The 24,609-nt window shown below is 74.2% G+C and carries 18 protein-coding genes; 13 read left to right on the top strand and 5 right to left on the bottom strand.

Annotated features, from left to right (window positions below; genetic code table 11):
* Nucleotides 1-12: 12 nt before the first annotated feature.
* From ABFX50_RS43635 to ABFX50_RS43585, 11 genes are read left to right on the top strand one after another with little or no spacing between them, the layout of a single operon-like run.
* Nucleotides 13-954 carry an ACP S-malonyltransferase gene (locus tag ABFX50_RS43635; RefSeq protein WP_346155187.1) on the top strand — a complete coding sequence of 314 codons (942 nt, stop codon included), beginning with the start codon at nt 13-15 and terminating at the stop codon, nt 952-954.
* Nucleotides 951-1,403: a holo-ACP synthase gene (locus tag ABFX50_RS43630; RefSeq protein ID WP_346155184.1), complete on the top strand. Its 453-nt coding sequence runs from the start codon at nt 951-953 to the stop codon at nt 1,401-1,403. The genes ABFX50_RS43635 and ABFX50_RS43630 overlap by 4 nt, the downstream gene beginning before the upstream one ends.
* Nucleotides 1,403-2,245, top strand: a complete 843-nt coding sequence (locus ABFX50_RS43625; RefSeq protein WP_346155182.1) for an ester cyclase — start codon at nt 1,403-1,405, stop codon at nt 2,243-2,245. Before ABFX50_RS43630 ends, ABFX50_RS43625 begins: the two co-directional genes overlap by 1 nt.
* Before the next feature lie 19 nt (nt 2,246-2,264).
* Nucleotides 2,265-3,044: an alpha/beta fold hydrolase gene (locus tag ABFX50_RS43620; RefSeq protein ID WP_346155178.1), complete on the top strand. Its 780-nt coding sequence runs from the start codon at nt 2,265-2,267 to the stop codon at nt 3,042-3,044.
* Nucleotides 3,041-3,529, top strand: coding sequence for a 4'-phosphopantetheinyl transferase superfamily protein (locus ABFX50_RS43615; RefSeq protein WP_346155175.1), 489 nt, complete (start codon nt 3,041-3,043; stop codon nt 3,527-3,529). Before ABFX50_RS43620 ends, ABFX50_RS43615 begins: the two co-directional genes overlap by 4 nt.
* Complete coding sequence (locus ABFX50_RS43610) at nt 3,520-4,536, top strand: right-handed parallel beta-helix repeat-containing protein (RefSeq protein ID WP_183644387.1); 1,017 nt, start codon at nt 3,520-3,522, stop codon at nt 4,534-4,536. Before ABFX50_RS43615 ends, ABFX50_RS43610 begins: the two co-directional genes overlap by 10 nt.
* A complete protein-coding gene (locus ABFX50_RS43605; protein WP_346155169.1) occupies nt 4,533-5,471 on the top strand; it encodes an ABC transporter ATP-binding protein in 939 nt (312 codons plus the stop codon). Before ABFX50_RS43610 ends, ABFX50_RS43605 begins: the two co-directional genes overlap by 4 nt.
* 14 nt (nt 5,472-5,485) lie before the next feature.
* The gene (locus tag ABFX50_RS43600; RefSeq protein WP_346155166.1) at nt 5,486-6,652 is read left to right on the top strand and encodes an ABC transporter permease; all 1,167 of its coding nucleotides are present in this window, start codon (nt 5,486-5,488) and stop codon (nt 6,650-6,652) included.
* On the top strand, nt 6,649-7,800 hold the full coding sequence (locus ABFX50_RS43595; protein ID WP_346155162.1) for an ABC transporter permease: 1,152 nt from the start codon (nt 6,649-6,651) through the stop codon (nt 7,798-7,800). Before ABFX50_RS43600 ends, ABFX50_RS43595 begins: the two co-directional genes overlap by 4 nt.
* 26 nt (nt 7,801-7,826) lie before the next feature.
* Complete coding sequence (gene rfbA, locus ABFX50_RS43590; protein WP_346117178.1) at nt 7,827-8,705, top strand: glucose-1-phosphate thymidylyltransferase RfbA; 879 nt, start codon at nt 7,827-7,829, stop codon at nt 8,703-8,705.
* Between the two features lie 16 nt (nt 8,706-8,721).
* Nucleotides 8,722-9,723 (top strand): hypothetical protein, encoded by a 1,002-nt coding sequence (locus ABFX50_RS43585; protein ID WP_346155157.1) that lies wholly within the window; start codon nt 8,722-8,724, stop codon nt 9,721-9,723.
* Here ABFX50_RS43585 and ABFX50_RS43580 read toward each other — a convergent pair.
* Genes ABFX50_RS43580 through ABFX50_RS43570 form a run of 3 tightly spaced genes read right to left on the bottom strand, consistent with a single transcriptional unit; the run spans nt 9,710 to nt 13,425 of the window.
* Nucleotides 9,710-10,891 carry a cysteine desulfurase family protein gene (locus tag ABFX50_RS43580; RefSeq protein ID WP_346155156.1) on the bottom strand — a complete coding sequence of 394 codons (1,182 nt, stop codon included), beginning with the start codon at nt 10,889-10,891 and terminating at the stop codon, nt 9,710-9,712. The genes ABFX50_RS43585 and ABFX50_RS43580 overlap by 14 nt on opposite strands.
* 4 nt (nt 10,892-10,895) lie before the next feature.
* A complete protein-coding gene (locus tag ABFX50_RS43575) occupies nt 10,896-11,786 on the bottom strand; it encodes a hypothetical protein (protein ID WP_346155153.1) in 891 nt (296 codons plus the stop codon).
* 7 nt (nt 11,787-11,793) lie between these two features.
* Entirely contained in the window at nt 11,794-13,425 is a 1,632-nt protein-coding gene (locus ABFX50_RS43570) for a condensation domain-containing protein (RefSeq protein ID WP_346155150.1), read from the bottom strand.
* Between the two features lie 206 nt (nt 13,426-13,631).
* On the opposite strand from ABFX50_RS43570, the gene ABFX50_RS43565 reads away from it, so the two are divergent.
* Nucleotides 13,632-13,901 (top strand): phosphopantetheine-binding protein, encoded by a 270-nt coding sequence (locus ABFX50_RS43565; RefSeq protein ID WP_346117188.1) that lies wholly within the window; start codon nt 13,632-13,634, stop codon nt 13,899-13,901.
* A gap of 6 nt (nt 13,902-13,907) precedes the next feature.
* On the opposite strand, the gene ABFX50_RS43560 is transcribed toward ABFX50_RS43565, so the two are convergent.
* Together ABFX50_RS43560 and ABFX50_RS43555 are read right to left on the bottom strand one after the other, a co-directional pair.
* The gene (locus ABFX50_RS43560; protein WP_346155146.1) at nt 13,908-15,449 is read right to left on the bottom strand and encodes an AMP-binding protein; all 1,542 of its coding nucleotides are present in this window, start codon (nt 15,447-15,449) and stop codon (nt 13,908-13,910) included.
* A 27-nt stretch (nt 15,450-15,476) separates the two neighbouring features.
* Nucleotides 15,477-16,835 carry a condensation domain-containing protein gene (locus tag ABFX50_RS43555; protein ID WP_346155144.1) on the bottom strand — a complete coding sequence of 453 codons (1,359 nt, stop codon included), beginning with the start codon at nt 16,833-16,835 and terminating at the stop codon, nt 15,477-15,479.
* Nucleotides 16,836-17,098: 263 nt separating this feature from the next.
* Here ABFX50_RS43555 and ABFX50_RS43550 point away from each other — a divergent pair.
* A partial coding sequence (locus ABFX50_RS43550) for an SDR family NAD(P)-dependent oxidoreductase (RefSeq protein WP_346155142.1) occupies nt 17,099-24,609 on the top strand: 7,511 nt, incomplete at its 3' end.

Raw genomic sequence — 24,609 nt, 5'->3', positions numbered from 1 at the left:
AAGGGAGACGACATGCTGGGCTATCTCTTCCCCGGACAGGGAACGGTCCGTGTCGGCATGGGCGCATGGCTGCGTCGCAGCCCGGCGGCCAGGCGACGCCTCGAGCAGGTCGACGCGATGCTCACCCGGCCGATCTCGCCGCTGTGCGCCAGGGGGCCGCTCGACCGGCTGGTCGCCACCGAGCACGCCCAGATCGCGGTCACGGCCTGCAACCTGGCGGCGCTGGCCGTCCTCGACGAGGAGGGGTACGAGCCAGCCGTCGTGGCCGGGCACAGCGTGGGCGAACTGAGCGCGCTGCACGCGGCCGGCGTGCTGGACCTGGCCGGCACGGTCCGGCTGGTGGAACTGCGCGCCGGGCTCATGGCCGGAGTGGACGTCCGCGGCGGTATGCGGGCGGTGATGGGCCTGCCGGTGGAGCGGGTCGAGCAGCTCGCCGAGGCCGCGTCCGCGCCCGGGGAGCCCGTCGTGGTGGGGCTGGAGAACGCGCCAGGGCACGTGGTGGTGTCGGGCTCGCCGCCCGCGCTCGACCGGCTCGCGGAGCTCGCCGCCGACGCCGACCAGATCGTTGCCTTGCGGGTGGGCAACGCCTTCCACTCGCCGCTGATGGCCGGCGCCGAACGCGCCTGGGCGGCGGCGGTCGAGGCGGCCCTCATGCGCGAGCCCCGCGTTCCCGTCGTCCCCAACGTCACCGGCGAGCCCACCACGGACCTCGCCGTTCTGCGCCGCGCACTGGTCGCCCAGCTCACGGGCCGCGTCCGCTGGACCCACACGATGGAGGCGATCGCGCCCACCCCGTCGGCCGGCATGCGGGAGACGGCCCTCGCGCCGGTGTCCGTCGTCGAGGTGGGCGACAGCAAGGTGCTCACCGGGCTGGCCCGCCGCACCGGGGTGCGCTGCCTGAGCATGACCGACCCCGCGACCCTCAGGCGGCTGGCGAAGGCGGTGGCGGCGTGAAACGGTGGGGCAGCGCGATCGTCGGCCACGCGGGGCTCACCAGCCCCCGCGAGCTCGTCGGCGACATGCCGCTGGAGGTCGTCTACACGCGCGCCGAACGGCTCAGGTCGGCGGGCGGGCGCACGCTGCAGCACTGGGCCGGACGGCTGGCCGCCAAGCGCGCCGTCCTGCGCCTGCTCGGCCTGCCGCCGACCCCCGAGCACCTCGGCCAGGTCGAGATCCTGCCGCTCCCCACCACGGCCTGCCGGGCGAGCAGGGCCTGCCTCGACGGGCACCCGCCCGCCGTACGCCTGCACGGCGACCTGGCGGCGCTCCCGCCCCGCCCCGAAGGGCCCGCGGCGCCCGACGGCGGTGCCGGGTGGATCCGGGTGTCGATCAGCCACACCGATGTCAGGGCGATGGCCCTGGCGGTGCGTACGCGGCGGTTGCCGGAAGACGGGGGCGGCTGATGGACGCCAGGAAGACGGCCGAGGCGCACCTGGAGGCGTGGCAGGCCGGCGACGCCGCGGCGGTCGCGGCCTGCGCCGGCACCTACGCCGACCCCGACTGCGCGGGGCCGCTGGCCGGCGAGGCGCTGGCCGCGCACGCCGCCACCACGCTGGCCCGCTTCAGGAACCTGAGCTTCGAGGTGGACCGCGTCACGGGGGACGGGGACGCCGCCGCCGTGTCCTGGCGGCTGACGGCCGATCACCGCGAGGCGTACCTGGGCATGCCGGCGGCAGGCGGCGCCGTCACCGTCTCCGGCCTCGACCTGGTGACCGCCGGCGCCGGCGGCGTGCACGTCCAACGTGTCTTCGACCGGCTCGCGCTCGCCGAGGCGCTCGGCTACACGGCGCGGTTCGTGCCCGCCGCCGACGCGACCCGCGAGTTCGGCGTGAGCGCCAGAGCCGCCACCGGCCGCACCGAGCGCCCCGGCGCGCTCGTCCTGACCTGGCTGGAGATCCGCGACGACGCCGAATCCGCCGAGGTGGACCTGCTCAGCGTGGAGATAGTCAAGTCGCTGCGCGCCTCGCGCGGCTTCCTCGGCGTGACCACGTTCGACGTCGGCGGGCGCAAGTTCACGCTCAGCGCCTTCGACAGGCCCGAGTCGCTGCGCGCGGTCCACGCCCGGCCGCACCAGCGGGCCATGCGCCGCTTCTTCAAGGGCGGGCTGTGCACCCGCGTCCACACCAGCGTCTGGTATCCCGCCACCGTGCGCGACTACGCCCGCTGCCCCGGCTGCGCGCAGGTCGTGGCGGCCGGCTCGGCCTGCGGCTGCGGATGGACCCCCGACGACGCCTCGACGCTGTGACCGAGTGACTGGAGCCTTGATGAGGGAATTCACCACCGAGCACCGGCCCGGTGACCGAGCGCCGGCTGTGGTGTTCATGTCCGCGCTGTTCGCCGGCGGCTGGATCTGGGACCACCCGTACCACAGCCTGGCGCGGGCCGGCCGCCCCGTGCTGCGCACGAACGAGGCGATCTGCGCGATGGACCGCCAGGTGGCGGGCTCCATCGAGCGGCTCGGCGACGCGCTGCTCAGCGCCTGCGACGCCGCGGGCCTGGGCGAGATCGTCGTCTGCGCCAACTCGCTCGGCGGCCTGGTCGCCATCGACCTGGCGGGCCGCCGCCCCGACCGGGTCCGTGGCATCGTGGTGAGCGGCGCGCCCGGCCTCACCGCCGACCCGGACGTCGGGCTGAGCTTCGACCGGCGGGGCAGCGTGCGGCCGACCGGCGACGACTTCGGCCGCCGCATGGTGGCGGCGCTCTTCCACCGCGGCTGCCACTTCTCCGCCGAGCGCATGGCGGAGGCGGGCGAGCTGATCAGCCGCCCCGACTCGATGGTGTCCATGGCCCGCAGCCTCAAGGCCACCCGCGCCTACCGCGTCGCCCCCGCCCTGGACAAGGTGGCCTGCCCCGCCCTGTACATATGGGGACGGCACGACCGGATGACGCCGGTGACCCCCTGGCTGGAGGCCCTCGAAGGGCGGGACGGGCACGAGACGCTCGTGGTCGAGGAGAGCGGCCACATCCCGATGGTGGAGTGCGCCGAGGAGTACACCGCGGCGCTGGAGCCGTTCGTCGCCCGATGCGCGGGAGCCCTCGCGTGAACCCGCCCGCCGTCCTCGTGGGCGTGGACATCGTGGAGTCCGGCCGGCTGGCCAGGGCCGCGGACCGGGGCGGGGAGCTCCTCGCCCGCCACGTCGCCACCGCGGCCGAGCGGCGCACGGAAGCGGGTCGCGTCGCCTTCTCGGTCAAGGAGAGCCTCATCAAGGCGGTCGGAGGCAGGCCGCCCGGCTTCACCTGGCACGACTTCGAGGCCGTGGCCGCGCCTGCGGCCGCGTGGACCATGCCGCTGCTGGACGAGGCCGCCGACGAGCTGACCGCCTCCACCGGGCTGCCGCTGACCGCAGGGACGGCGTACGCGGTCCGCGGTGCCAGCGCCGGCGCGGCGCTGCTGCGGCTGGGTCCCGGCGCGCAGGCAACGGTCGAGGCCGCCGCCCGCTGGGGCGAGGGCGGCGGAGTGCTCGTGTCGCTGGCGATCGTCTACGCCGGCGCGCCGGTTGCGCAGGGGAAGGAAAGCTCATGTCCGTGACGAGAACGGTCTCACCGGGGGAGTCGATCCAGCGGGCGCTGGACGAGAGCGGACCCGGCGCCCGGATCCTGCTGGAGGAGGGGACGTACGCGCAGAGCGTGTGGATCAGGCAGCCCGGCGTGACGCTGACCGGCGCAGGGGCAGGGCGCACGGTGCTGGTGCCGGGCGGCGGCGGGCCGCCCGACGTCCCCAGGCTGCACGACGCGGCCGAGGACGTGGTCAGCGGCCTCACCGTGCACGGCGAGCTCGCGGGCGACGTGCGCGTGGAGGCGCTGACGGTGCGGGGCTTCTCCGGCGCCGGCGTCTACGCCCACTCGGCCGCCGGCGTGACCGTGCACGAGGTGGAGGTGCGCGACAACGCCGTCTGGGGGATCTACCTGCGCGAGTCCACCGGTTGCCGGGTCGTGCGCTGCCGGGCCTCGGGCAGCCAGTACGGCGGCGTCGCCCTGAGCTTCTGCCCGCGCTCCGGCGCGGAGATCGCCGGCAACGAGTGCACCGCCAACGCCTTCGGCGTCTTCGTGGACAACTCCTCCGAGGCCAGGGTGCTGGGCAACGCCTGCCACGGCAACGCGATCGGCATCCTGCTGCTCAACCAGGTGTACGAGGGCGAGCCCGAGGGCGGCGTACGAGACTGCCTGGTGGCCGGCAACGACCTGTACGGCAACGTGCTGGCCGCGGGCGCCGAGCAGGACGGCCTGGGCGCGGCCGGCCCACCGATCTCGGGCGTCGGCCTCGCCCTGATCGGCACGCACCGGGTCACCGTCGTGGACAACCACATCCACGACAACCATCCCGGCGGCGAGTCGGTCATGGGCGCGGGGTTCGTCATGGGCTCCTCCAAGGACTTCGGCGGCGACGACGTCCTCGACTGCCACGTGCTGTGGAACCGGGTCACCGGCAACACTCCGCTGGACTATCAGCTCGGCGCCGACCCCGCCCGGCAGGTGTTCGCCGCCAACACCGCCGCCAAGGGCGACCCGCAGGACGTGCAGGGGTGGCGGCGATGACGGCCGCCCTGTCCTGCGGGGGACTCGGCAAGCGCTACGGCGACCTGGTCGCCGTGCACGACGTCGGCTTCTCCATCGCCCCCGGCCAGGCGTACGGCCTGCTCGGCCCCAACGGCGCGGGCAAGACCACCACGATCTCCATGCTGGTGGGTCTGCTGCGGCCGGACACGGGCACCGTCCTGGTCGGCGGCGTCGACCTGGCCGGCGAGCCGCTGCGCGCCAAGTCCAGGATCGGCTACGTGCCTCAGGAGATCGCCCTCTACCCGGAGCTGACCGGCCGGGAGAACCTGCGCTTCTTCGGCAGGCTCTTCGGCCTTCCCCGCCGCGCCCTGGCCACGCGCATCGCCGAGGTGCTCGACCTGATCGGCCTCGCCGACCGGGCCGACACCAAGCTCGGCACCTACTCGGGCGGCATGAAGCGGCGCATCAACATCGGGGCCGCCCTGCTGCACCGCCCCGAGGTGCTCATCCTCGACGAGCCCACCGTGGGCGTGGACCCGCAAAGCCGCAAGGCCATCCTCGAAGGCCTGGAACGCCTGGTCGGCGACGGCATGGCGCTGCTGTACACCTCCCACTACATGGAGGAGGTCGAGCGGGTCTGCGACCGGGTGGCGATCATCGACCACGGCCGCATCGTCGCCGACGGCACCCGCCGCGAGCTGGTCTCCCTGGTCGGCGGCGCCGACACCGTCGAGCTGGTGCTCGACGGCGACGTCGAAGCCGCCTGCGCCAAGCTGCGCGCCGTCGAGGGCGTGGCCGAGGCCGTCAGGACCGGGGCCGCGTCCGTCCGCCTGATGGCCGACGGCGGCAGGTACCTGCTGCCGTCGCTCATCACCGCCGTGGAGGGGCATGCCACCGTGACGGCCACCCAGGTCATCGAACCCGACCTGGAAGCGACGTTCCTGCACCTCACCGGCACCACTCTGCGGGACTGATCATGTGGCGAGCCATGCTCACGGTGAGCGCACTCGAACTGCGCACCCGCCTGCGCGACGGCACCGCGATCGTCATCGCGCTCGTCGTGCCGGTGACCCTGGCCACGCTGTTCGGGCTGGCCCTGGGCGGCGACGACCCGCCGCTGCGCGCCACGGTCGGCTTCGTGGACCTGGACGGCGGAGAGTTCCCCGCCAGCGTGCGGCGCGAGGTGACGGCGGCAGAGGAGCTGAAGGGCAGCGTGACGCTGCGCGACCTGGCGAGCGGCGGTGAGGCGAGGCGGGCGCTCGACGCCGACGAGATCGGCGCGGCCATCATCTTCCCCGCCGGGTTCACCCGCAGCGTCGGCGCGGGGGAGGGCGGCGACGTCACCGTCCTGACCTCGCCCCGCTCGCCGCTGGCCGGAGTGGTCGCGGGAGCCGTCGTGGACCGCATCTCGGCGGTGGTGGACGCCAGGACGCTGGCGGTGCGCGCCGCCCTGCTCGCAGGGGTGCCGGGAGAGCGCGTCAAGGAGCTGGTGGAGCGCAACGGCGCGGCAGGGCCCGCGCTCAGGCTCACCGGAGACCCGCTGGCCGGCGGCAAGGTGGACCTCGCGGTCTACTACGGCTCCGGCATGGCGGCGCTGTTCGCCTTCTTCGTGGTCGGCGCGTCGTTCAGGAGCCTGCTCACCGAGCGCAAGCTCGGCACCCTCGACCGGATGCGGGCCGGGCCGCTCGCCGCCTGGGTCCCGGTCGCGGGCAAGGCCGTGGTCGGGTTCGCGCTGGCCATGGTCAGCGTGTGCGCCACCTGGGTCTCCGGCACGCTGATCTTCGGCTCCAGCTGGGGCGACCCGCTCGCGGTGCTCGCCGTGCTGACCGCCCACGTGCTGGCCGCCGCAGCGATCACCATGCTGGTGGCCGCCAGGGTCAAGACCGACGCCCAGGCCGACGGGGTGATCATGGTCATCTCGTTCGTGATGGCGTTCCTCGGCGGCAGCCTCGTACCGCTGCACAGCCTGCCCGGCGTGCTCCAGGCCGTGGCGCTGCTGACGCCGAACGGCTGGACCGCCACGGCGCTGGCGGAGCTGGCCGGGTCCGGCGCGGGCGTGGCCGCCGTCATGGGGCCGATCGGCGTCCTGCTGGCGATCGCGCTCGCCGCGGGCGGCCTGGCCGTCCTCGGCCTCAGGAAGGGGATGCTGCTGTGACCCTCCGCCCGAGGCCGGTGGCCGCGCTGGTGGCCGCCAACCTGCGCAGGCACACCCGCGACCGCACCGGCCTGTTCTTCATGGTCGTCATGCCTTTCGTGTCCATCCTGTTCGTCGGCATGGCGTTCGGTGGCGGCGCGGGCTCCTCCCGGCTTCCCGTCGGCGTCGTCGCCCCCGGCTCCGACGCCGTCACCGCCGCCCTGCTCGCCGAGCTGCGCGAGCATCCCGACCTGGAGGTGCGGCCCTTGGACGCGGCCGAGGACGTACGGTCCGGCGTGCGGGCCGGCTCGCTGGCCGCCGGCCTGGTCATCTCGCCAGGCGCCGGCCGCCTGGACCTCGTCGTGACCCAGACCAACGGCAGCGGCCTGGCCGCCCGCGGCGCCATCGGCGGCGCGGTCGCCAAGGTCGCCGCCGTCCTGGAGGCCACCAGGGCCGTCGTGGCCGCCGGCGCCACTCCCGAGCAGGCCGCCGGGTACGTGCGCAGGGCGCAGGCCGAGTCTGGCCGCGTCGGCGTGACCGGCTCGGCCACGGGCGGCGGCGATCCGCGCGGCTTCGCGTACACGGCCCCGGCCAACCTGCTGCTGTTCACCTTCATCAACTCGATGGCCGTGGCGGCCGCCCTGGTGGAGAGCCGCCGGCTGGGCATGCTGCAGCGCGCGCTCACCGCTCCCGTGCGGCGCAGGTCGGTGCTGCTCGGCGAGGCGCTGAGCCGCCTGTTCGTCGCGCTCGCGCAGGCCGCGCTCATCGTGGTGGTCAGTGCGCTGGCATTCGGCGTCTCGTGGGGCGACCCGCTCGGCGTGGCGGCTGTCGTGGGCGTGTTCGCGCTCGTCGCGACCGGAGCCGCGCTCCTCGTCGGCACGCTGCTGCGATCGCCCGACCAGGCTCCGGCGATCGGCCCGCCGCTCGGCGTGGTCCTCGGCATGCTCGGCGGCTGCCTGTGGCCGCGCGAGTCCTCGGGAGAGGTGCTCAACGCCATCGGCCACCTCTTCCCGCACGCCTGGGGGATGGACGCGCTGCTGACGCTCGCCGAGCCCGGCACCGGCCTGGACGCGGTGCTGCCGCAGCTCGGCGTGCTCGCGGGGATGGCCGCCCTGCTCCTGGTCATCTCCCTGGTCCTGTTCAGCCGCCGTACCCCGGCCCGCACGTGAGCGCCGGGCAGGAAGGAGGGAACGCGATGAAGGGCATCCTGCTCGCCGGAGGGCGGGGCACCCGCCTGCTGCCCACCACGCTGGCGGTCTCCAAGCAGCTCCTGCCGGTCAACGACAAGCCGCTGGTGTACTTCCCGCTGTCGGTGCTCATGCTGGCCGGGATCAGGGACATCCTGATCATCACCACGCCCAGGGACCTGCCGCAGCTGCACCGCCTGCTCGGCGACGGCTCCCACCTCGGGCTCCGCCTCGACTACGCCGAACAGCCAGAGCCCAACGGCATCGCCGAGGCCCTGCTGATCGGGGCCGGGCACATCGGCGGCGACCCGGTCGCGCTCGTCCTCGGCGACAACGTCTTCCACGGCCACTCCTTCCAGGAACTGCTCCGTCAGGAGTGCCGCAGCCTGGACGGCTGCGTGCTGTTCGGCTACCCGGTCGGCGACCCCCACCGGTACGGCATCGGCGAGACGGCCGCGGACGGCCGGCTGCTGTCCATCGTGGAGAAGCCGGCGGCGCCCCGCTCCAACCGCGCGATCGTCGGTCTCTACCTGTACGACGGCGACGCGGTCGACATCGCCAAGAACCTCACCCCGTCGGCGCGGGGCGAGCTGGAGATCACCGACCTCAACCGCGTCTACCTCGAAAGAGGCAAGGCGAAGCTGGTCGACCTCGGTCGCGGCTTCGCGTGGCTGGACGCCGGAACCCCCGAGTCGCTGCTGCAGGCGGGCCAGTACGTCCAGCTCATGGAGCAGCGGCAGGGCGTGCGGATCGCCTGCCTGGAGGAGATCGCCCTGCGCATGGGCTACATCGACGCCGAGACGTGCCACCGGCTCGGCGTCGAACTCGGCACGTCCGCCTACGGCCAGTACGTCATCTCGGTGGCCGAGCGGTTCGCGAACAGGTGAGTAAGGAGTGACCATCATGTCCATGACGGCGCTGTTCACCGGCAGGTCGCCCTCCGGTGGCGAGCATGTGACCGACGTGTACCACTATGCCGCCCGCAAGGGGGCGATCGAGGCGGTCGAAGTGGCCGCAGCCGACCTGGGGATCGACGTCCACCTGGTGAGCGAGGCCGTGCGGCACCTGATGGAGAGCCGCCTGCTGCGCGCCGACGACGGCGCGGGCGGACGGTTCGTGCCCGTCGATCCCGATCTCGCGGTCGCCTCGCTGGTGTCCTCCGTCGAGCGGGAGATCTACCGGCGGCGCGAGCTCATCGACCAGATCCGCGAGCGGGTCGGCGTCTTCGGCGCCAGGACCGGCGGCGATCCTCCGCCCAGCACCGTGGAGTACCTGGTGGGAGCCATGGAGGTGCGCGGCTTCCTGAAGACGGCCGGCGACGCCTGCCGCGACGAGCTGCTCGTCCTGCAGGGCGGCGTGGGCGAGGCCGGCGACCTGTCGCAGATGTTCCTGGTGCTGGTCGCCAGGGGCGTGACCGTGCGGGTCATCTGCCAGCACCGCAGCAGGGCCGACGTGGCCACGCGGCTGGCGATGAAGCGGCTGACCGACGCAGGCGTGGAGGTCTACACCGTCAGCCACGTGCCGCGCTCGGCGATCGTCTTCGACCGCTCACTCGTCGTCCTGTTCGGCGACGGCGAGGGCGGGGAAGGCGGCGACGTCAGCCTCGCCCGGGTGCGCAACCAGGGGATCGCCCAGTTCTTCCTCGACATGTTCAACCATCTGTGGGAGACGGCGACGCCGCTGGAGGGCGTCGAGTTCGGCTACGCCACCGTCGCCGACGACCTCCAGCAGTCCATCGCCACGCTCATGGCCAAGGGTTACACCGACGAGGTGGTGGCCAGGAAGCTCGGCATGTCGGTGCGCAGCTGCCGCCGGCACATCGCCACCCTCATGCGCGACCTCGACGCCACCAGCCGCTTCCAGGCCGGGGTGGAAGCGGCCAGGAAGTTCCTCAAGACGGGCTGAAGGGGGCGTGGCCGCCCATGGCGACGACCACGCCCGCCAGGTCGCGGGCCCGTTCCACGATCAGGTCGAGGCCGAGCACCAGATCTTCGAACGGCATCCTGGCGTCCAGGCAGATCCGGACCGAGCTGTTGGCGTCCTGTGCGCTCAGGCCGATGGCGGTCAGGACGTGCGAGGGCTCCTGCGAGCCGGAGTTGCACGCCGACCCGGTGGCCAGCGCCACCGTCGACAGGCTGGAGACCAGGCTCTCCCCGCGCACGCCGGGCAGGACCACGTTGAGCACGTGCGGAACCCCGTGGCGCGGGTCGCCGTTGACGCGCACGCCCGGCAGTCCCGCGCGCAGCATGTCCAGCGCGGTGGCGCGCAGCTCGACGGCGCGCCGCCGCTCGGCGTCGAGCCGGGCCAGCGCCAGCTCGCACGCCTTGCCCAGCCCGACCACCAGGTGCGTCGGGATCGTCCCGCTGCGCAGCTCGTACTGCCCGCCGCCGAACATGACCGGCCGCAGCCGATGGCGGATCTCCGGCCGGACGTACAGCGCGCCGACGCCCTTGGGGCCGCGGATCTTGTGCCCGGACAGCGACATCGTGTCGACCTCGGCCTCCCGCACGCGCAGCGGGACCCGCCCGGCCGCCTGGGCGGCGTCCACGTGCAGCATGGCCCCCACCTCGTGGCAGAGCGCGGCCATCGCCGCCACCGGCTGCACGGTGCCGATCTCGCTGTTGACCCAGGCCGTGGTCGCCACCCTGGAGTGCAGGTCGAGCAGGCCGGCCAGGTGCTGCAGGTCGATCCTGCCGTCCGGTCCGACCCGCATCGTCCTGACGTCCACGCCGCGGGCGGCCAGCGCCCTGCCGATCGCCAGCGACGACTTGTGGTCGGTCGGGCAGAACAGCCCGCTGACCGGCGCCCGGTCGTCGTGGCTGAACATGCCGAGCAGCGCCAGATTGTTGCCCTCTGTCGCGCCGGAGGTGAACACCACGTCGGCGGGGTCGGCCCCCATGAGGGCGGCCACCGAGGCGGCCGCCTCGTCCACGGCCCGCCTCGCCCGCTTGCCGAGCACGTGCGGGGAGGACGGGTTGCCGTACTCCTCGCGGAGGAACGGCAGCATCGCCTCGAACACCTCGTCGTCCACCCGCGTCGTCGCGCAGCCGTCCAGATAGATGAGCTTCTTCACGACGTCAGCTCCGGAACGTGCTGACGGTGACGAGCTTGCCGTAGATCTCCTCGGGGGACATCTCTCCGCTGCCGCCGGGGTCGGCGATCACCACCCTCATGCCCGGAAGGTCGTACAGGCTCAGCGCGATGTCCACGCCGGTCTGCACGGGCATCAGGCACTCGCCCGGCGCGAAGATCAGGATCGCCCGGTAGCCTGCCCGGTACACCTCGGCGACCATCTCGGTGATCTCGCCGGCGCAACCGGTGATGCCGCAGCTGATCAGCGTGCGATAGTTGCCGGCGGCGTCGAGGAAGGCCACCTCGCTGTCCCCGCTCCCGCCGTCGAGGTAGCGCTTCTCCAGGCGGCCCTGCTTGACCAGCCGGTCGGCGGACTTCTGGAAGCGGTACTTCAGCCAGGTCTCGGGGAAGGCCAGCGGATGCTTCCTGCTCGGCAGCACGTCCGCGGCCGACAGCCCGGCCTCGCAGAGGATCTTCTCGTAGGCCGCGGGCAGCGCGGTGAACCCCTCGAAGAACTCGGCGCGCAGCTCGCCGGCGGGCCGGTCCGCCGACGGCACGTACTGCCAGTCGTTGACGAGCAGGAGCAGCCGGGACTCCACCCCCGCCGCGGCGTAGTCGCGCAGCAGGCCGGCCGACAGCTCCCAGGTGTAGCCGGGGAAGATGCCGACGCGACCGGCGATGCGGCGGCGCATGGTCTCGTCCGCCTGCTCCTCGATGACGCCGGGGACCAGCCGCCCCGACGCCTCGTCCTCGAACAGCATGAAGTGGCCGCCCATGACGACCAGGCCGCCGAGGTCCTGGCCTGGCAGTTCCCGGGCTATGGCGTCGCGGAGCTCCTGCTCGGAGGCGACCAGCCGGCGTGACCTGGACACCTGGCCGGTGGATACGTGGTTCATGATGGTGTCACTCCGAATTCACGGGGTTCTGGGCAGGGGCGGTCCGCGGGTTCGGGGCCAGCCGGGAGGCCAGCGCGCCCAGCGGCGCAGGACCGGCGAGCTGGTTGAGGGTCAGGCCCTCCCAGCCGCGCCTGGTGAGCTCGGCCAGCACCTGCGGGATGCGCAGGGCCTGACCTCCGGCGAGGGTGTAGCTGTCGGACAGGTCGAGGTCGCCGAGACCGTGCGCCTGCCGCACGGCGTCGACCAGCGCGCGGGCGGCGGGGCCCGCCTCGCCGTCCCAGACCTCGATCGGGGCGGCGGCGGGCGCGCCGCGGGGCGGTTCGAACCCGGCCAGCCGGGCCGCCTCGCTCAGCGGCAGGTCGGTGGCGGGGTCGTCGTGCGCGAGCACCAGCGCCTCCATGCCGCGCAGGAAGCGCTCCACGGCGACGGCGTCCATGACCGGCGAGGCGGCGTGGAGCGCCACGGCGACGGCGTCACGCCACTCGTCCACGCGCAGATAGGTGTCGGAGCCGTGGTGCGCCCAGGCCTCCGGGACCGGGTTCCAGGTGAAGGCGGTGCGCCGGCCGCCGTACTCCTTGGTGCGCTGCTTGATGAAGTTGATCTCCGAGCCCAGCCGTACGGCCGTGCCGCGCAGGGAGCCCTCCCTCGACACCATCTCGACGACCTTGTCGTAGGGCACGTACGCGTGCTCTCCCGCCCGCTCGTACGCGCCCGCCACCTGGCGCAGCAGCTCGCCGAACGACGGGTCGCCTGCGCAGCCGACCCGCACCAGCATCGGCGAGAACATGCACGTCAGCACGTCCGGGCAAGGGTGGGACCCGCGGTTGCTGACGAACGCCAGGTGCGCGACGCTGTCCTGGCCGGTGTAGGCGGCCATCATCGCGGTGTAGGCGGCCACGTGCACCAGCGACGGCCACACGCCGTGCCGGCCTGCCAGTCGCCGCGAGGCCCCCAACATCGCCGGTGAGACCAGCGTCGCGTGCCGGGCGGGCGGCTCTGACCGCGCGCCGCGCCGCGCCGCGAACGGGTCGGCGGGCAACCCTGCCACCTCGTCCTGCCAGTACGCCATCGCCTGCGACGCCAGGATGGCGGCGTCGGCCGACGCCTCGTAACGGGCCAGGTCGGCGGGCTGGCGGCGCACAGGGAGCAGGGCCGCGGGACGGCGGGCGGCGGCGCCTGCGCTCTGCGCGCGCAGCTCCCGCTTGATCTCGCCGAGCGTCCACACGTCCACGGCCAGGTGGTTGAACACCAGCACGCAGTGCCTCGGCACGCCGCCCGAAGTGATCAGGCAGGCCCGGATCGGCCACTCGGCGGCGAGGTCGAACGGCCTGCCGGTGAGCTCCTCGACCACGTCGGCGGGCGCGGCGGTGCCGTCCCGCTCGGTCGTGGCCACCGTGACCGGTAGCGGCGCGGCCGGATGCACCCGCTGCGCCGGCTCAGGGCCGAGGTCGAAGGTGGTGCGCAGGATCTCGTGCCGGCGCACGAGGTAGGTGAGCATCGCCCTGCAGGCGGCGACCGTGAGCCCCGAGGGCAGATCGAAGCGCAGGACCACGTGCGTCTCGCGCTGGTGGCGGGGCGGCAGCTGATGGAACCGCAGCCACATGTAGCGCTGTCCCCAGCCCAGGTTCGCGGATTTCACCGGTTCCCACCCCCAGCGGTCGTCGCAAAATCCCGGACACGTTCGAGGATCAGCTTTTCCGGCACCCGGCACAACCACTGCTCAATGGCAGGTTCCGGCCCGGGATAAGCTGCCACGTGCGCCTTTCCCCGCCGCCTTGACCGGCGCCCGGCCATTCGGCAGCCTCGATATCGGCGAGTATTCTCCGCTGGATTCGAGGTAATGCGATGCTGGAAATACCGGACCGGTTCCAGAGCATTCTGCGCGCGCATCTGCCGTACGCCGAGGCGGGCGGACTGACCGCCCGCGACGAGCTGTCCGCGCTCGGCCTCGACTCGATGGGCGTGGTGCGCCTGCTCGTCGACATCGAGAACGGCTACGCGGTCGAACTGCCCGACGAGATCCTGGACGAGGCCACGTTCGCGACCGTCGGCTCGTTGTGGCGGGCGCTGTCCACGCTGATGACGACAGGATCGGACAGCTCCCGGTCGTTCTGACGCGGATCACCTGCCCAGCAGGCCCACCAGGGCTCGCCGGTCCACCTTGCCGTTGGCGTTGAGCGGCAGCTCCGCCAGCACCGTGACCGAGCGGGGCACCATGTATCCGGGCAGCGCCTGCGTGACGCCCTTGACCAGCGTCATCGCGTCCAGGCCCGCGCCTGTGCAGGCGGCGGCCAGCTCCGCCTCGCCGTCGGGCCCTGGCACCGCCAGCACGATCGCCTCCCGCACCCCCGGCTGCCCGCGCAGGGCGCACTCGACCTCGCCCAGCTCCACCCGGTGACCCGAGATCTTCACCTGCTGGTCCAACCGGCCCAGGTGCACCAGGAGCCCGTCGCGCCACGCCACCCGGTCCCCGGTGCGGTACCACAGCTCGGGCGCGGCCGTGTCGCCCGTCGCGGCGGGGACGGCGGAGCCGCCGTCGAAGGCGGCGAACCGGCCCGCGTTCGCCGCCGGATCGGTGTAACCGGGGAAGCGCTGCACGCCGCGCAGGCACAGCTCGCCCTCCTCGGCGGGCCGCCCGTCCCCGTCGAGCACCAGATGCTCGACGCCGGGGTAGGGCAGGCCGATCGGCACCGTGCCGTTGACCGTCTCCGGCCAGCGGGACCGGTCGGCAGGCAGGCGGTACTCGGTGCAGCTGAGCGTCAGCTCCGTCGGGCCGTACAGGTTCTCCAGGACGCTGCCTGGCGCGGCCACCCGCCAGGCGTCGGCCTGCCGCAGGGTGAGAGGCTCCCCGCAGAACAGGCTCCACCGCAGTGACGGCATCGCCGCGGGCGTCAGCCGGCGCAACCGCATGGCCACCGACACCACCGACGGCACCGAGAACCAGTGGGTCAGCCGTTCCCGAGCGGCGAACGCGACAGGCTTGAGCAGGTCGTAGCGGCCGGGCACGACGAGCGTCGCGCCGCTGCCCCAGGTGGCGAACAGGTCGAACACCGACAGGTCGAAGGTCAGGTCGAAGGTCTGGGAGACGCGGCTGCCTGGGCCGAGCTCGTACCGGGGGATCACGTGCCGCAGGTAGGCGTCCACGCCGCGATGGCGCACCGGCACCCCCTTCGGGACGCCGGTGGATCCCGACGTGAACAGCACATAGGCCAGGTCGTCGGCGCCCGCCTCCCGAAAGGCGGCGGCGGGGCGCGGGCCGGTCCGCAGGGCGCTCTGGTCCACCCGCACGGTGCGCGGGCCGCGCCCTGACGGCCCGGCGAGATCCGGCGGCTCGTGGGAGGCGTCGGACAGCACGAGGTCGAGGCGGGCGGAGGCGGCCACCAGGCAGTTGCGCGCGGCCGGCGCGGCCGGGTTCAGCGGGACCGCCGCCGCGCCCAGCCGCTGGATCGCCAGATACCCGGCGTAGGCCAGGACGCCGCGGCCGGCGTGCAACCCCACCCGCGCGGGTGGCCGGTCGCAGGTGGCCGCGATCCGCGCCGCGAGAACCCCGGACATCGCCTCCAGCTCGGCGTAGGTGTACCGTTCGCCGCCGACCTCCAGGGCGACCCGATCGCCGAACCGCGCCGCAGAACCGGCGAACCACTGGTAGAGGGTGCGTGCCATGAGCTCTCCACGATGATGGCCAGGCCGCTACCCGGGCGGCTCGGGCGGACGGGAGGGGAACAGCGCCGGCGGCAGCTCCTCGCCCGCGCTCCACAGGTCCTTCAACGCCCGGCCGGGGTCGGTCAGCGCGAGCTGCATCCCCAGCGGGATCGTCCGCATGATGTCGACCATCGCAGGGGCCGGCAGCACCTCGGGGTCGGCCAGCATGAGCACGCTGGTGCGCCCGCCCCGCACCTCGATCCGGACCCGGAAGGCCTGGCCGTACGGCTGGGCCAGAGGCGTCCAGGCCAGCTCGGCGGGCGTCTGGTCAGCCGGGTCGCACGGCCGCCTGTCGACCTGGATGTAGTTGAACCAGGCACGGAAGAGGTGGTTGATCCAGCAGCCGTGCTCCGGCGCCGGCCCTGCGGCCCCGGCCACCTCGGCGATCCGGTCGACGTCGTAGGAGCCGTGACGGTAGGCCCGGGCGCCCGCCCAGTGCAGGCGCCTGATGTGCTCGGCGAGCGTGGCCCGCCGGTCCACCTCCGTGACGACGGGGATGAGCTGGTTCATCGTGCCGATGAGGTGCTGGTCCTCAGGGGCGAACCGGTTGGACGACATCAGACTCATCGTGACCCGGTCGGTGCCGAGATGCCTGGCCAGACCGGCGGCCACGAAGGCCATCACCACCGCGGGGGCGGTGACGCCGTGCCTGCGGGCCGTCTCCGCCGCCAGGCCGCCCAGGCGCCGCGAGTGCAGGGTCAGCTCCAGCCGCTCCCGCTTGACCCGTGCGGGCAGCGTCGGCAGCTCGTCCGTGAGCCCCTCGGCCAGCACCCCCCGCCAGTAGCGCTCCGCGCTCTCCTGCCGGGGCCGCCAGGCAGCCCCGCGCTGCCGCCGCGCCAGCTCGCGCGGCGGCGGTCCGGCCGGCGCCACCGCGCCCGCGCCGGACGTCAGCGCCTTGAACTCGTCCTGTAGGTGGTGGATCGACCACAGGTCGACGATCAGATGGGAGAAGGTCAGCGACAGGTACACCGGGGCGCCCCGCGAGCTGACCATCCGGCCGCGCCAGTTGAGGTCGCCTGCCATCGAGAACGGCAGCGCCACCAGTTCGGCCTTGGTCCGCTCGTGCTCCGAGGGGTCGGTGACGATCCGGTCGACCCGCTCGATCGGCGGCGCCACGACCTCGTGCACGTGCTGGACCGGGACGTCGCCGCCCAGGTGGTAGGTGGTCCGCAGGGCCTCGTGCCGCTCGACGAGCCGCTCCAGCGCGGCCGTCACCTGCCCGGTGGACAGGCCACGCAGATCCCAGGTGGCCGGCAGGTTCGCCTCGGCCAGCCAGTCCTCCGGATACCGCTCGATCTCGCGCCAGCTGAAGAGCTGGCCGTGGCTGAGCGGAGACTCGACGGGCATGCGCCCCTCCTCCCGCGGATTTCTCCGTCCGTCATTCATCCCCGACCCGGACGTCCGGGTCAAGGCTCGTCCCGGTCGGAGGCGATGGCAATAAATGGCGGCAACAAGGTGCCGCCCGCAGACCGTGTGCCGCATGAGGACCGGCAATTAGGGTCTCATTCACTATGCAATAGCCGCGAACTCGTCCGGCTGTCGGTAAATGCATCACAGCCGTTCGGATAAACGGCGTCTTATGGACGCCCGAGGCTTGGGGTGGCGTATTGATGGCTGAGTCGAGACAGCGACCCGGGACGGGCGGGCCGGACGCGATCGCCGTCATCGGCATGGCGTGCAGGCTCCCTCAGGCCGCCGATCCGGCGGGTTTCTGGAGGCTGCTGCGCGAGGGCGTTGACGCGGTCGCCGACGCGCCCGCCGGCCGGTGGCCGGAGGCCGCCGAGTACCGCAGGGGCGGATTCCTGGCCGACGTGGACGGCTTCGACGCGGCCTTCTTCGGCATCTCGCCGAACGAGGCGGCGGCGATGGACCCGCACCAGCGGCTGGCGCTCGAACTCGGCTGGGAGGCGCTGGAGAACGCCCGCGTCCTGCCCGCCGCGCTGCGCGGCAGCGCCGCCGGCGTCTTCCTCGGCGCCATCTCCCAGGACTACGCCGCGCTGAGTGACAGGACCGCGAGCCCCGGCCGGCACGCCTACACCGGCGTCAACCGGGCGCTGATCGCCAACCGGATCTCGTACGTGCTCGGGCTGCGCGGGCCCAGCCTCACCCTCGACACGGGCCAGTCGTCGTCGCTCGTCGCGGTCCAGATGGCCGGGGCGAGCCTGCGGCGCGGTGAGAGCGACCTGGCGCTGGCCGGCGGGGTGAACCTGAACCTGCTCGCCGAGACCACCGCCGCCATCGGCGCCTTCGGCGCGCTGTCGCCCGACGGACGCTGCCACGTCTTCGACGAGCGGGCCAACGGGTACGTGCGCGGCGAGGGCGGCGCGGTCGTGGTGCTCAAGCGGCTGGCCGACGCGCTGGCCGACGGCGACCAGGTGCACGCGGTGATCCTCGGCGGGGCCGTCAACAACGACGGCGGCGGCGAGGGGCTGACCGTGCCGAGCGCACGGGCGCAGGAGGAGGTCATCAGGCTCGCCTGCGCCGAAGCCGGGGTCACGCCGGGCGACGTGGGCTACGTCGAGCTGCACGGCACGGGCACCAGGGTCGGCGACCCGGTGGAGGCGGCGGCGCTCGGCGCCGCCTACGGAGCCGGGCGTACGGAGCCGCTCCTGGTCGGGTCCGTCAAGACGAACATCGGCCACCTGGAGGGCGCGGCGGGCATCGCCGGGCTGCTCAAGGTGGTGCTCGCGGTCAAGCACCGCCGGCTGCCCGCCAGCCTGCACTTCCAGACGCCTCCCGCGCAGATCCCCCTGGACGCCCTGCGCCTGCGGGTGGTGCAGGAGACCCGCCCCTGGCCGGTGGGCGGCCGTCTGGTGGCGGGCGTCAGCTCCTTCGGCATGGGCGGCACGAACTGCCACCTGATCGTCGCCGAGCCTCCTCCCACCGCCACGGTCGCCCCAGGCGTAACGCCCGGCACCGCGCAACACGACTCTGCGGGACACGACTCCGGGGGGCCGGGCGCGGAGGCGCCCTGGGTGGTGTCCGGGCGGACGGAGGAGGCGGTGCGCGAGCAGGCGGGCCGGCTGGCCACGATCGCCGCCGCCCACGACGCTGACGCCGGCGTGGACATCGACGGCGCGCGGCCGGTGGACGTGGCGTTGAGCCTCGCCGTGAGCAGGACGGCCTTCGAGCGCCGTGCCGTCGTGCTCGCCCCCGACTCCGCCACGCGCCAGGAGGCGCTGCGCGCACTGGCCGCGGGCCGTCCCCACGACGCCGTCGTCACCGGCGGCGCCGTGGGCGGCGGGTGCGCCTTCGTCTTCCCAGGGCAGGGCTCGCAGTGGCCGGGGATGGCGCGTGAGCTGATCGCCGCCTCGCCGATCTTCGGCGCGCGGCTGGCCGAGTGCGCAGGCGCGCTCGAACCCTTCACCGGGTACGCCCTGATGGACGTGCTCCAGGAGCGTCCCGGCGCCCCGGGCCTGGACCGGGTGGACGTGGTGCAGCCCGCCCTGTGGGCCGTCATGGTCTCGCTCGCCGAGACGTGGCGGGCGCACGGCGTGCGGCCCGACGTGGTCGTCGGCCACTCCCAGGGCGAGATCGCCGCCGCCACCGTCGCCGGCGCGCTCACCCTGCCCGACGCCGCCAGGGTCGTCGCGCTGCGCAGCCGCGCCATCGCCGGCATCACCGGCAGGGGCGGCATGATGTCGGTCGCCGCCCCCCTGGACGTGGTCGAGCCGGTCCTGCCCGAAGGCGTGTCCGTGGCCGCCTTCAACGGCCCCCGCTCTCTGGTGGTCTCCGGCCCGAGAGAGGCGCTGGCCGAGCTCGCCGCCCGGCTGCCCGGCCACCGAACCAAGATCATTACTGTGGACTATGCCTCCCACTCGCCCGAGGTCGAGGCGGTGCGCGAGGAGGTGCTGGCGGCGCTGGCCCCGATCCGGCCGGTGAGCAGCGCGACGGCGTTCGTCTCCACGCTCACGGGCGAGCCCATGGACACGGCAGGGCTCGACGCCGCCTACTGGTATCGCAGCCTGCGCCGCCCGGTCCGCTTCGGCCAGGCCGTACGGGCCGCCCTGGAGAGCTGCGCGCTGTTCGTGGAGTGCAGCCCGCACCCCGTTCTGGTCACGGGCGTGGAGGAGAGCGCGGAGGACGCTGGCCGGGAGGTGGCCGTGGTCGCCACGCTGCGCCGCGGCGAGGGCGGCGCGCAGCGGCTGACCCGGTCACTCGCCCAGGCGTACGCCCAGGGCGCGCCCGTGGACTGGGCCCTGCTCTGTCCCGGCGGGCGGCTGGTGGACCTGCCCACCTACCCGTTCCAGCGCCGCCGCCACACCACGGCCGCCCCTCCGCCCCGTACCGCACGGCCGCAGGCGGCGGACGCGGCGGGCACGCCGGAGCCGTCGGGAACGCCGGCCGCGCCGGCGGCCAGGTCCAGGAAGGAGCTGCGCGAGCTGGTGCTGGCGGCCACGGCGCGGCTGCTCGGCTACGGCGACGCGACCGCCGTGGAGCCTGAGCGCACGTTCAAGGACCTCGGACTGGAGTCGGCCACCGCCGTCGAGCTGCGGGACAGGCTGCGCTCGGCCACCGGGCTGCGGCTGCCCGCAGGACTGCTGTACGACCACCCCACGCCCGACCGGCTGGCCGGCCACCTGCACGCGCTGCTCACCGGCGGCGGGCCGGAGGAAGCGGACGGCGGCGGCGCGCGGGATCGGGCGGACGACGACCCGATCGCGGTGGTCGGCATGGGCTGCCGCTACCCCGGCGAGGTCGTCTCGCCCGAGGACCTCTGGCGGCTGGTCAGCACCGGCACCGACGCGATCACCGAGTTCCCCGCCAACCGCGGATGGGACCTCGACACGCTCTTCGCCCCCGGCGCCTCGGGCACCAGCGACACCCGGTACGGCGGGTTCCTGCATGACGCCGACCGGTTCGACGCCGCGTTCTTCGGAATCAGCCCGCGCGAGGCCACGGCCATGGACCCGCAGCAGCGGGTGCTCCTGGAGACCTGCTGGGAAGCCGTGGAGCGCGCCGGCATCGACCCGGCCACCCTGCGGGGCTCGGCCACCGGCGTCTACGTCGGCGCCATGGCCCCCGACTACGGACCCCGGCTGCACCAGCCGGACGGCGCCTCCGACGGTCACCTGCTGACCGGCACCGCGCTCAGCGTCGTCTCCGGCCGCGTCGCGTACGCGCTCGGCCTGCGCGGACCGGCGATCACCACGGACACGGCCTGCTCGTCCTCGCTCGTCTCGATCATCCTGGCGATGCGGGCGCTGCGCCGCGGGGAATGCGCGCTGGCGCTCGCGGGCGGCGTGACCGTCATGTCCACGCCCGGCATGTTCGTGGAGTTCAGCAGGCAGGGCGGCCTGGCCCCCGACGGACGGTGCAAGGCCTTCTCCGCCCTGGCCGACGGCACGGGGTGGGCCGAGGGCGCGGGCATGCTCGTGCTGGAGCGGCTCTCCGACGCGCGCCGCAACGGTCATCAGGTCCTCGCCGTGCTGCGGGGCGGCGCGGTCAACCAGGACGGCGCCAGCAACGGCCTCACCGCGCCGAGCGGCCAGGCGCAGCGTGAGGTCATCAGGCAGGCGCTGGCCGACGCCCGGCTCACCGCCGCCGAGGTCGACGCCGTGGAGGCGCACGGCACGGGCACCCGGCTGGGCGATCCCATCGAGGCGGACTCGATCATCGCCGTGTACGGCGAGGGCAGGGACCCGGGACGACCGGTCTGGCTCGGCTCGCTCAAGTCCAACATCGGCCACACCCAGGCGGCGGCCGGGGTGGCCGGGGTGATCAAGATGGTGAAGGCGCTGGAACACCGCACTCTGCCGCCCACCCTGCACGCCGCCGACCCCACGCCGCACGTGGACTGGGCCTCGGCCGGGGTCAGGCTGCTCACAGGGAAGGTCGAGCTGGCGCAGGACCGGCCGCCGCGGGCAGGGGTGTCCAGCTTCGGCATCAGCGGCACCAACGCCCACCTCATCGTGGAAGCCGCCCCGTCGCCGCCCGCCGCGCGCCCTGACGAGGCGCCGCGGGTCCTCGACCCGGAGGCAGGGCCGATGGTGTGGGTGGTGTCGGCCAGGAGCGAGCCCGCGCTGCGCGCCCAGGCGACCAGGCTGCACGCGTACGCCGGCGGGCTCGCGGACGGCGAGCTGGCCGACGCCGGGCGGACGCTGGCCAGGCGAGCCGCGTTCGCGCATCGCGCCGTGGTGGTGGCCGCCGACCGCGAGGAGCTGCTCGCCGGGCTCGAGGCCGTGTCCGCCGGCACCCCGCACGCCGCCGTCACCAGCGGGGCCGCGCCCGCCGAGGCCAGGCCGGTGTTCGCCTTCCCAGGACAGGGCTCCCAGTGGGCCGGGATGGCCGTGGACCTCCTCGACGCCAGCCCCGCCTTCCGCGACCAGGTCGCCCGGTGCGACCGCGCGCTGCGGCCGTACACCGGATGGTCGGTCGTGGACGTGCTGCGCGGCAGGAACGGCGCGCCCCCACTGGAGGGCTCGGACGTCATCCAGCCTGCGCTGTTCGCCGTCATGGTCGCACTGGCCGGGCTGTGGCGCTCGCTCGGCGTCCACCCCGCGGCCGTCGTCGGCCACTCCCAGGGCGAGATCGCCGCGGCGTGCGTGGCAGGGGCGCTCTCCCTGGAGGACGCCGCGCGCGTGGTCGCGCTGCGCAGCCGGGCCCTGACGAGGCTCGGGGACAAGGGCGGCATGCTGGCCGTGTCGCTGCCCGCCGCCAGGGCCGAGGAACTGCTGCGGCCCTGGGCCGGCCGCCTGTGGCCGGCCGTGTACAGCGGCCCTTCCAGCACGGTGGTGGCGGGCGACACCGACGCGCTGGAGGAGTGCGCCGCCGCCTGCGGCGACGACGTCCAGGCTCGCAGGGTCGCGATCGGCTACGCCGCCCACACCCCGCACATCGAGGCGCTGCGCGAGGAGATCCTGCGCAGCCTCGACGGAGTACGGCCCCGCGACACCGAGGTGGCGTTCTGCTCCTCCTACGCGGGAGAGTTCATCGACACCGGCCTGCTGACGGCCGGCTACTGGTTCACGAGCCTGCGCAACCCGGTCCGCTTCCAGCAGGCGATCGAGGCGGTAGCGGCCACAGGAACGCCGGTGTTCGTCGAGGCCAGCCCGCACCCGGTGCTCACCGGCCACGTCGTGGACACGCTGGCGGCCGCCGGCGTCGCCGGAGGCGCCACGGGCACGCTGCGGCGCGACGACGGCGGCCTGCCGAGGCTGTTCAAGGCGCTCGGCCAGGCGTGGGTGCTCGGCGCCGACGTGGACTGGGCGGCCGACGTCGGCCCCGCCGGCCGCCACCACGACAGCCTGCCCGCCTACCCCTTCGAGCGGCACAGGCACTGGCTGGCCCCCGGCCCCGTCGGCGGCCCCGGCTCCGGCCATCCGCTGCTCGGCACCGCGCTGCCGCTCGCGGCCGACGGCGGCTTCCTGCTGGCCGGCCAGCTGTCCGCCGGTACCGATCCGTGGCTGGCCGACCACGCGGTGGACGGCACCGTCCTGCTGCCCGGCACCGCCTTCGTCGAGCTGGCGCTGCAGGCCGCCGTCGAGGCGGGCTGCGACGCCGTCGAGGAGCTGACCTTGGAGGCCCCGCTGCCGCTGCCCGCGGCCGGTGGCGTCCACGTCCAGGTCACCGTCGGCGGCCAGGACGAACAGGGCCGCCGTACCGTGGCCGTCCACGCCCGCCCTGCCGGCGACGCCGACGCCCCCTGGACCCGCCACGCCACCGGCCTGCTCGGCCCTGCCCCCGAGGATCCGCCCGAGCGCCTGCCTTCCTGGCCGCCCGATGGCCTCCCGATCGGCCTGGACGGGCTCTACGACCTGCTCGCCGAGCGGGGGTACGCCTACGGTCCCGCGTTCCAGGGGCTGCGCGCCGCCTGGCGCGCGGGCGACGACGCCTTCGTCGAGGTGGCGCCGCCCGACCAGGTACGCGCCGACGCAGGGCGGTTCGTCCTGCACCCCGCCCTGCTGGACGCGGTGCTGCACCTGGTGGTGCTGGAGTCGGCCGACGACCCCACCGCGCTGCTGCTGCCGTTCTCCTGGAGCGGGGTGCGAGTGGCCGCGCTCGGCGCGGAGGCGCTGCGCGCTCGTGTGACGGATCTCGGAGACGACCGGATCGCGCTGAGCCTGTTCGACGGGGCGGGAGACCGGATCGCCGCCGTCGATCTGCTGGCGCTGCGCCGCCTGCCGAGAAGCGCCGCCCGCCCCGCCTCCGCCGCCGCCAGCTACACCGTCGAATGGGCCGAACCGCCCATGCTCGGCGCCGGGACGGGCGAAGGGGACTGGGCGCTGGTCGGCTACGACGAGGCGGCCGACGACCTGGGCGCCGAACTGGAGCGGGCGGGCATCGCGGCGCCACGCCACTACGACCTCGCCTCGCTGGCCGGCATGAGCGCAGGCAGGGTCCCTGGCGTGGTGCTGGCGCCCGTCCACGCCGACGCCGACGACCTCCCCTACGCCGCGCACGACGCCCTGCGTGAGGTGCTCGACCTGGCCCAGGGCTGGCTGGCCGACGAGCGGTTCGCCGAGTCCCGGCTGGTGTTCGCCACCCGCCCAGGCGGGCCCGAGGCGGCGGCGGTGTGGGGGCTGGTGCGCTCGGCGCAGTCGGAGCACCCTGGCCGGTTCGTCCTCGCCGAGATCGCCCCGGGCTTCTCCGGCTGGGAGCGGCTGGCCGCCGCGATCGCCGCCGGCGAGACCCAGCTCACCGCCGCGGGACAGGACCTGCTGGCGCCGCGCCTGACCCGGCGTGAGGTCGCCGCCGAGTCGTTGCCCGAGGTGTCGGGGACGGTGCTGGTGACCGGTGGCACGGGTGGTCTGGGCGCGTTGGTGGCGCGGCGGTTGGTGGCGCGTCATGGGGTGCGGGATCTGTTGCTGGTCTCGCGTCGCGGTCCTGGCGCGCCTTGTGCGGCCGAGTTGGTGGCGGAGCTGGAGGGGCTGGGCGCGCGGGTGGTGGTGGCCGCCTGTGACGTCTCCGATCGTGAGGCGCTGGCCGGTCTGCTGGAGGGGGTGCCGCTGGGCGGTGTGGTGCACACCGCCGCCGTGCTCGACGACGCCGTCCTCGAAGGGCTCTCCGCCTCCCGGCTCGACGCGGTGCTGGCGCCGAAGGCGGATGCGGCGTGGTATCTGCACGAGTTGACGGCGGGGCGGCCGTTGTCGTTGTTCGTGTTGTTCTCCTCGCTGGCCGG

The organism is Nonomuraea recticatena (genome assembly GCF_039533245.1).
GTDB classification, from domain to species: Bacteria; Actinomycetota; Actinomycetes; order Streptosporangiales; family Streptosporangiaceae; genus Nonomuraea; species Nonomuraea roseola.
The sequence above is the reverse complement of the archived record's forward strand: the minus strand, read 5'-3'. Positions and strand labels throughout refer to the sequence as shown.

Bases quoted from the DNA above. Each gene is read 5' to 3' on its own strand.
- ABFX50_RS43560 (WP_346155146.1), bottom strand. From the start codon at position 15,449: ATGGCACGCACCCTCTACCAGTGGTTCGCCGGTTCTGCGGCGCGGTTC.
- ABFX50_RS43600 (WP_346155166.1), top strand. From the start codon at position 5,486: ATGCTCACGGTGAGCGCACTCGAACTGCGCACCCGCCTGCGCGACGGC.
- ABFX50_RS43585 (WP_346155157.1), top strand. From the start codon at position 8,722: ATGTCCATGACGGCGCTGTTCACCGGCAGGTCGCCCTCCGGTGGCGAG.
- ABFX50_RS43625 (WP_346155182.1), top strand. From the start codon at position 1,403: ATGGACGCCAGGAAGACGGCCGAGGCGCACCTGGAGGCGTGGCAGGCC.
- ABFX50_RS43635 (WP_346155187.1), top strand. From the start codon at position 13: ATGCTGGGCTATCTCTTCCCCGGACAGGGAACGGTCCGTGTCGGCATG.
- ABFX50_RS43610 (WP_183644387.1), top strand. From the start codon at position 3,520: ATGTCCGTGACGAGAACGGTCTCACCGGGGGAGTCGATCCAGCGGGCG.
- ABFX50_RS43575 (WP_346155153.1), bottom strand. From the start codon at position 11,786: ATGAACCACGTATCCACCGGCCAGGTGTCCAGGTCACGCCGGCTGGTC.
- rfbA (WP_346117178.1), top strand. From the start codon at position 7,827: ATGAAGGGCATCCTGCTCGCCGGAGGGCGGGGCACCCGCCTGCTGCCC.
- ABFX50_RS43555 (WP_346155144.1), bottom strand. From the start codon at position 16,835: ATGCCCGTCGAGTCTCCGCTCAGCCACGGCCAGCTCTTCAGCTGGCGC.
- ABFX50_RS43605 (WP_346155169.1), top strand. From the start codon at position 4,533: ATGACGGCCGCCCTGTCCTGCGGGGGACTCGGCAAGCGCTACGGCGAC.
- ABFX50_RS43565 (WP_346117188.1), top strand. From the start codon at position 13,632: ATGCTGGAAATACCGGACCGGTTCCAGAGCATTCTGCGCGCGCATCTG.
- ABFX50_RS43620 (WP_346155178.1), top strand. From the start codon at position 2,265: ATGAGGGAATTCACCACCGAGCACCGGCCCGGTGACCGAGCGCCGGCT.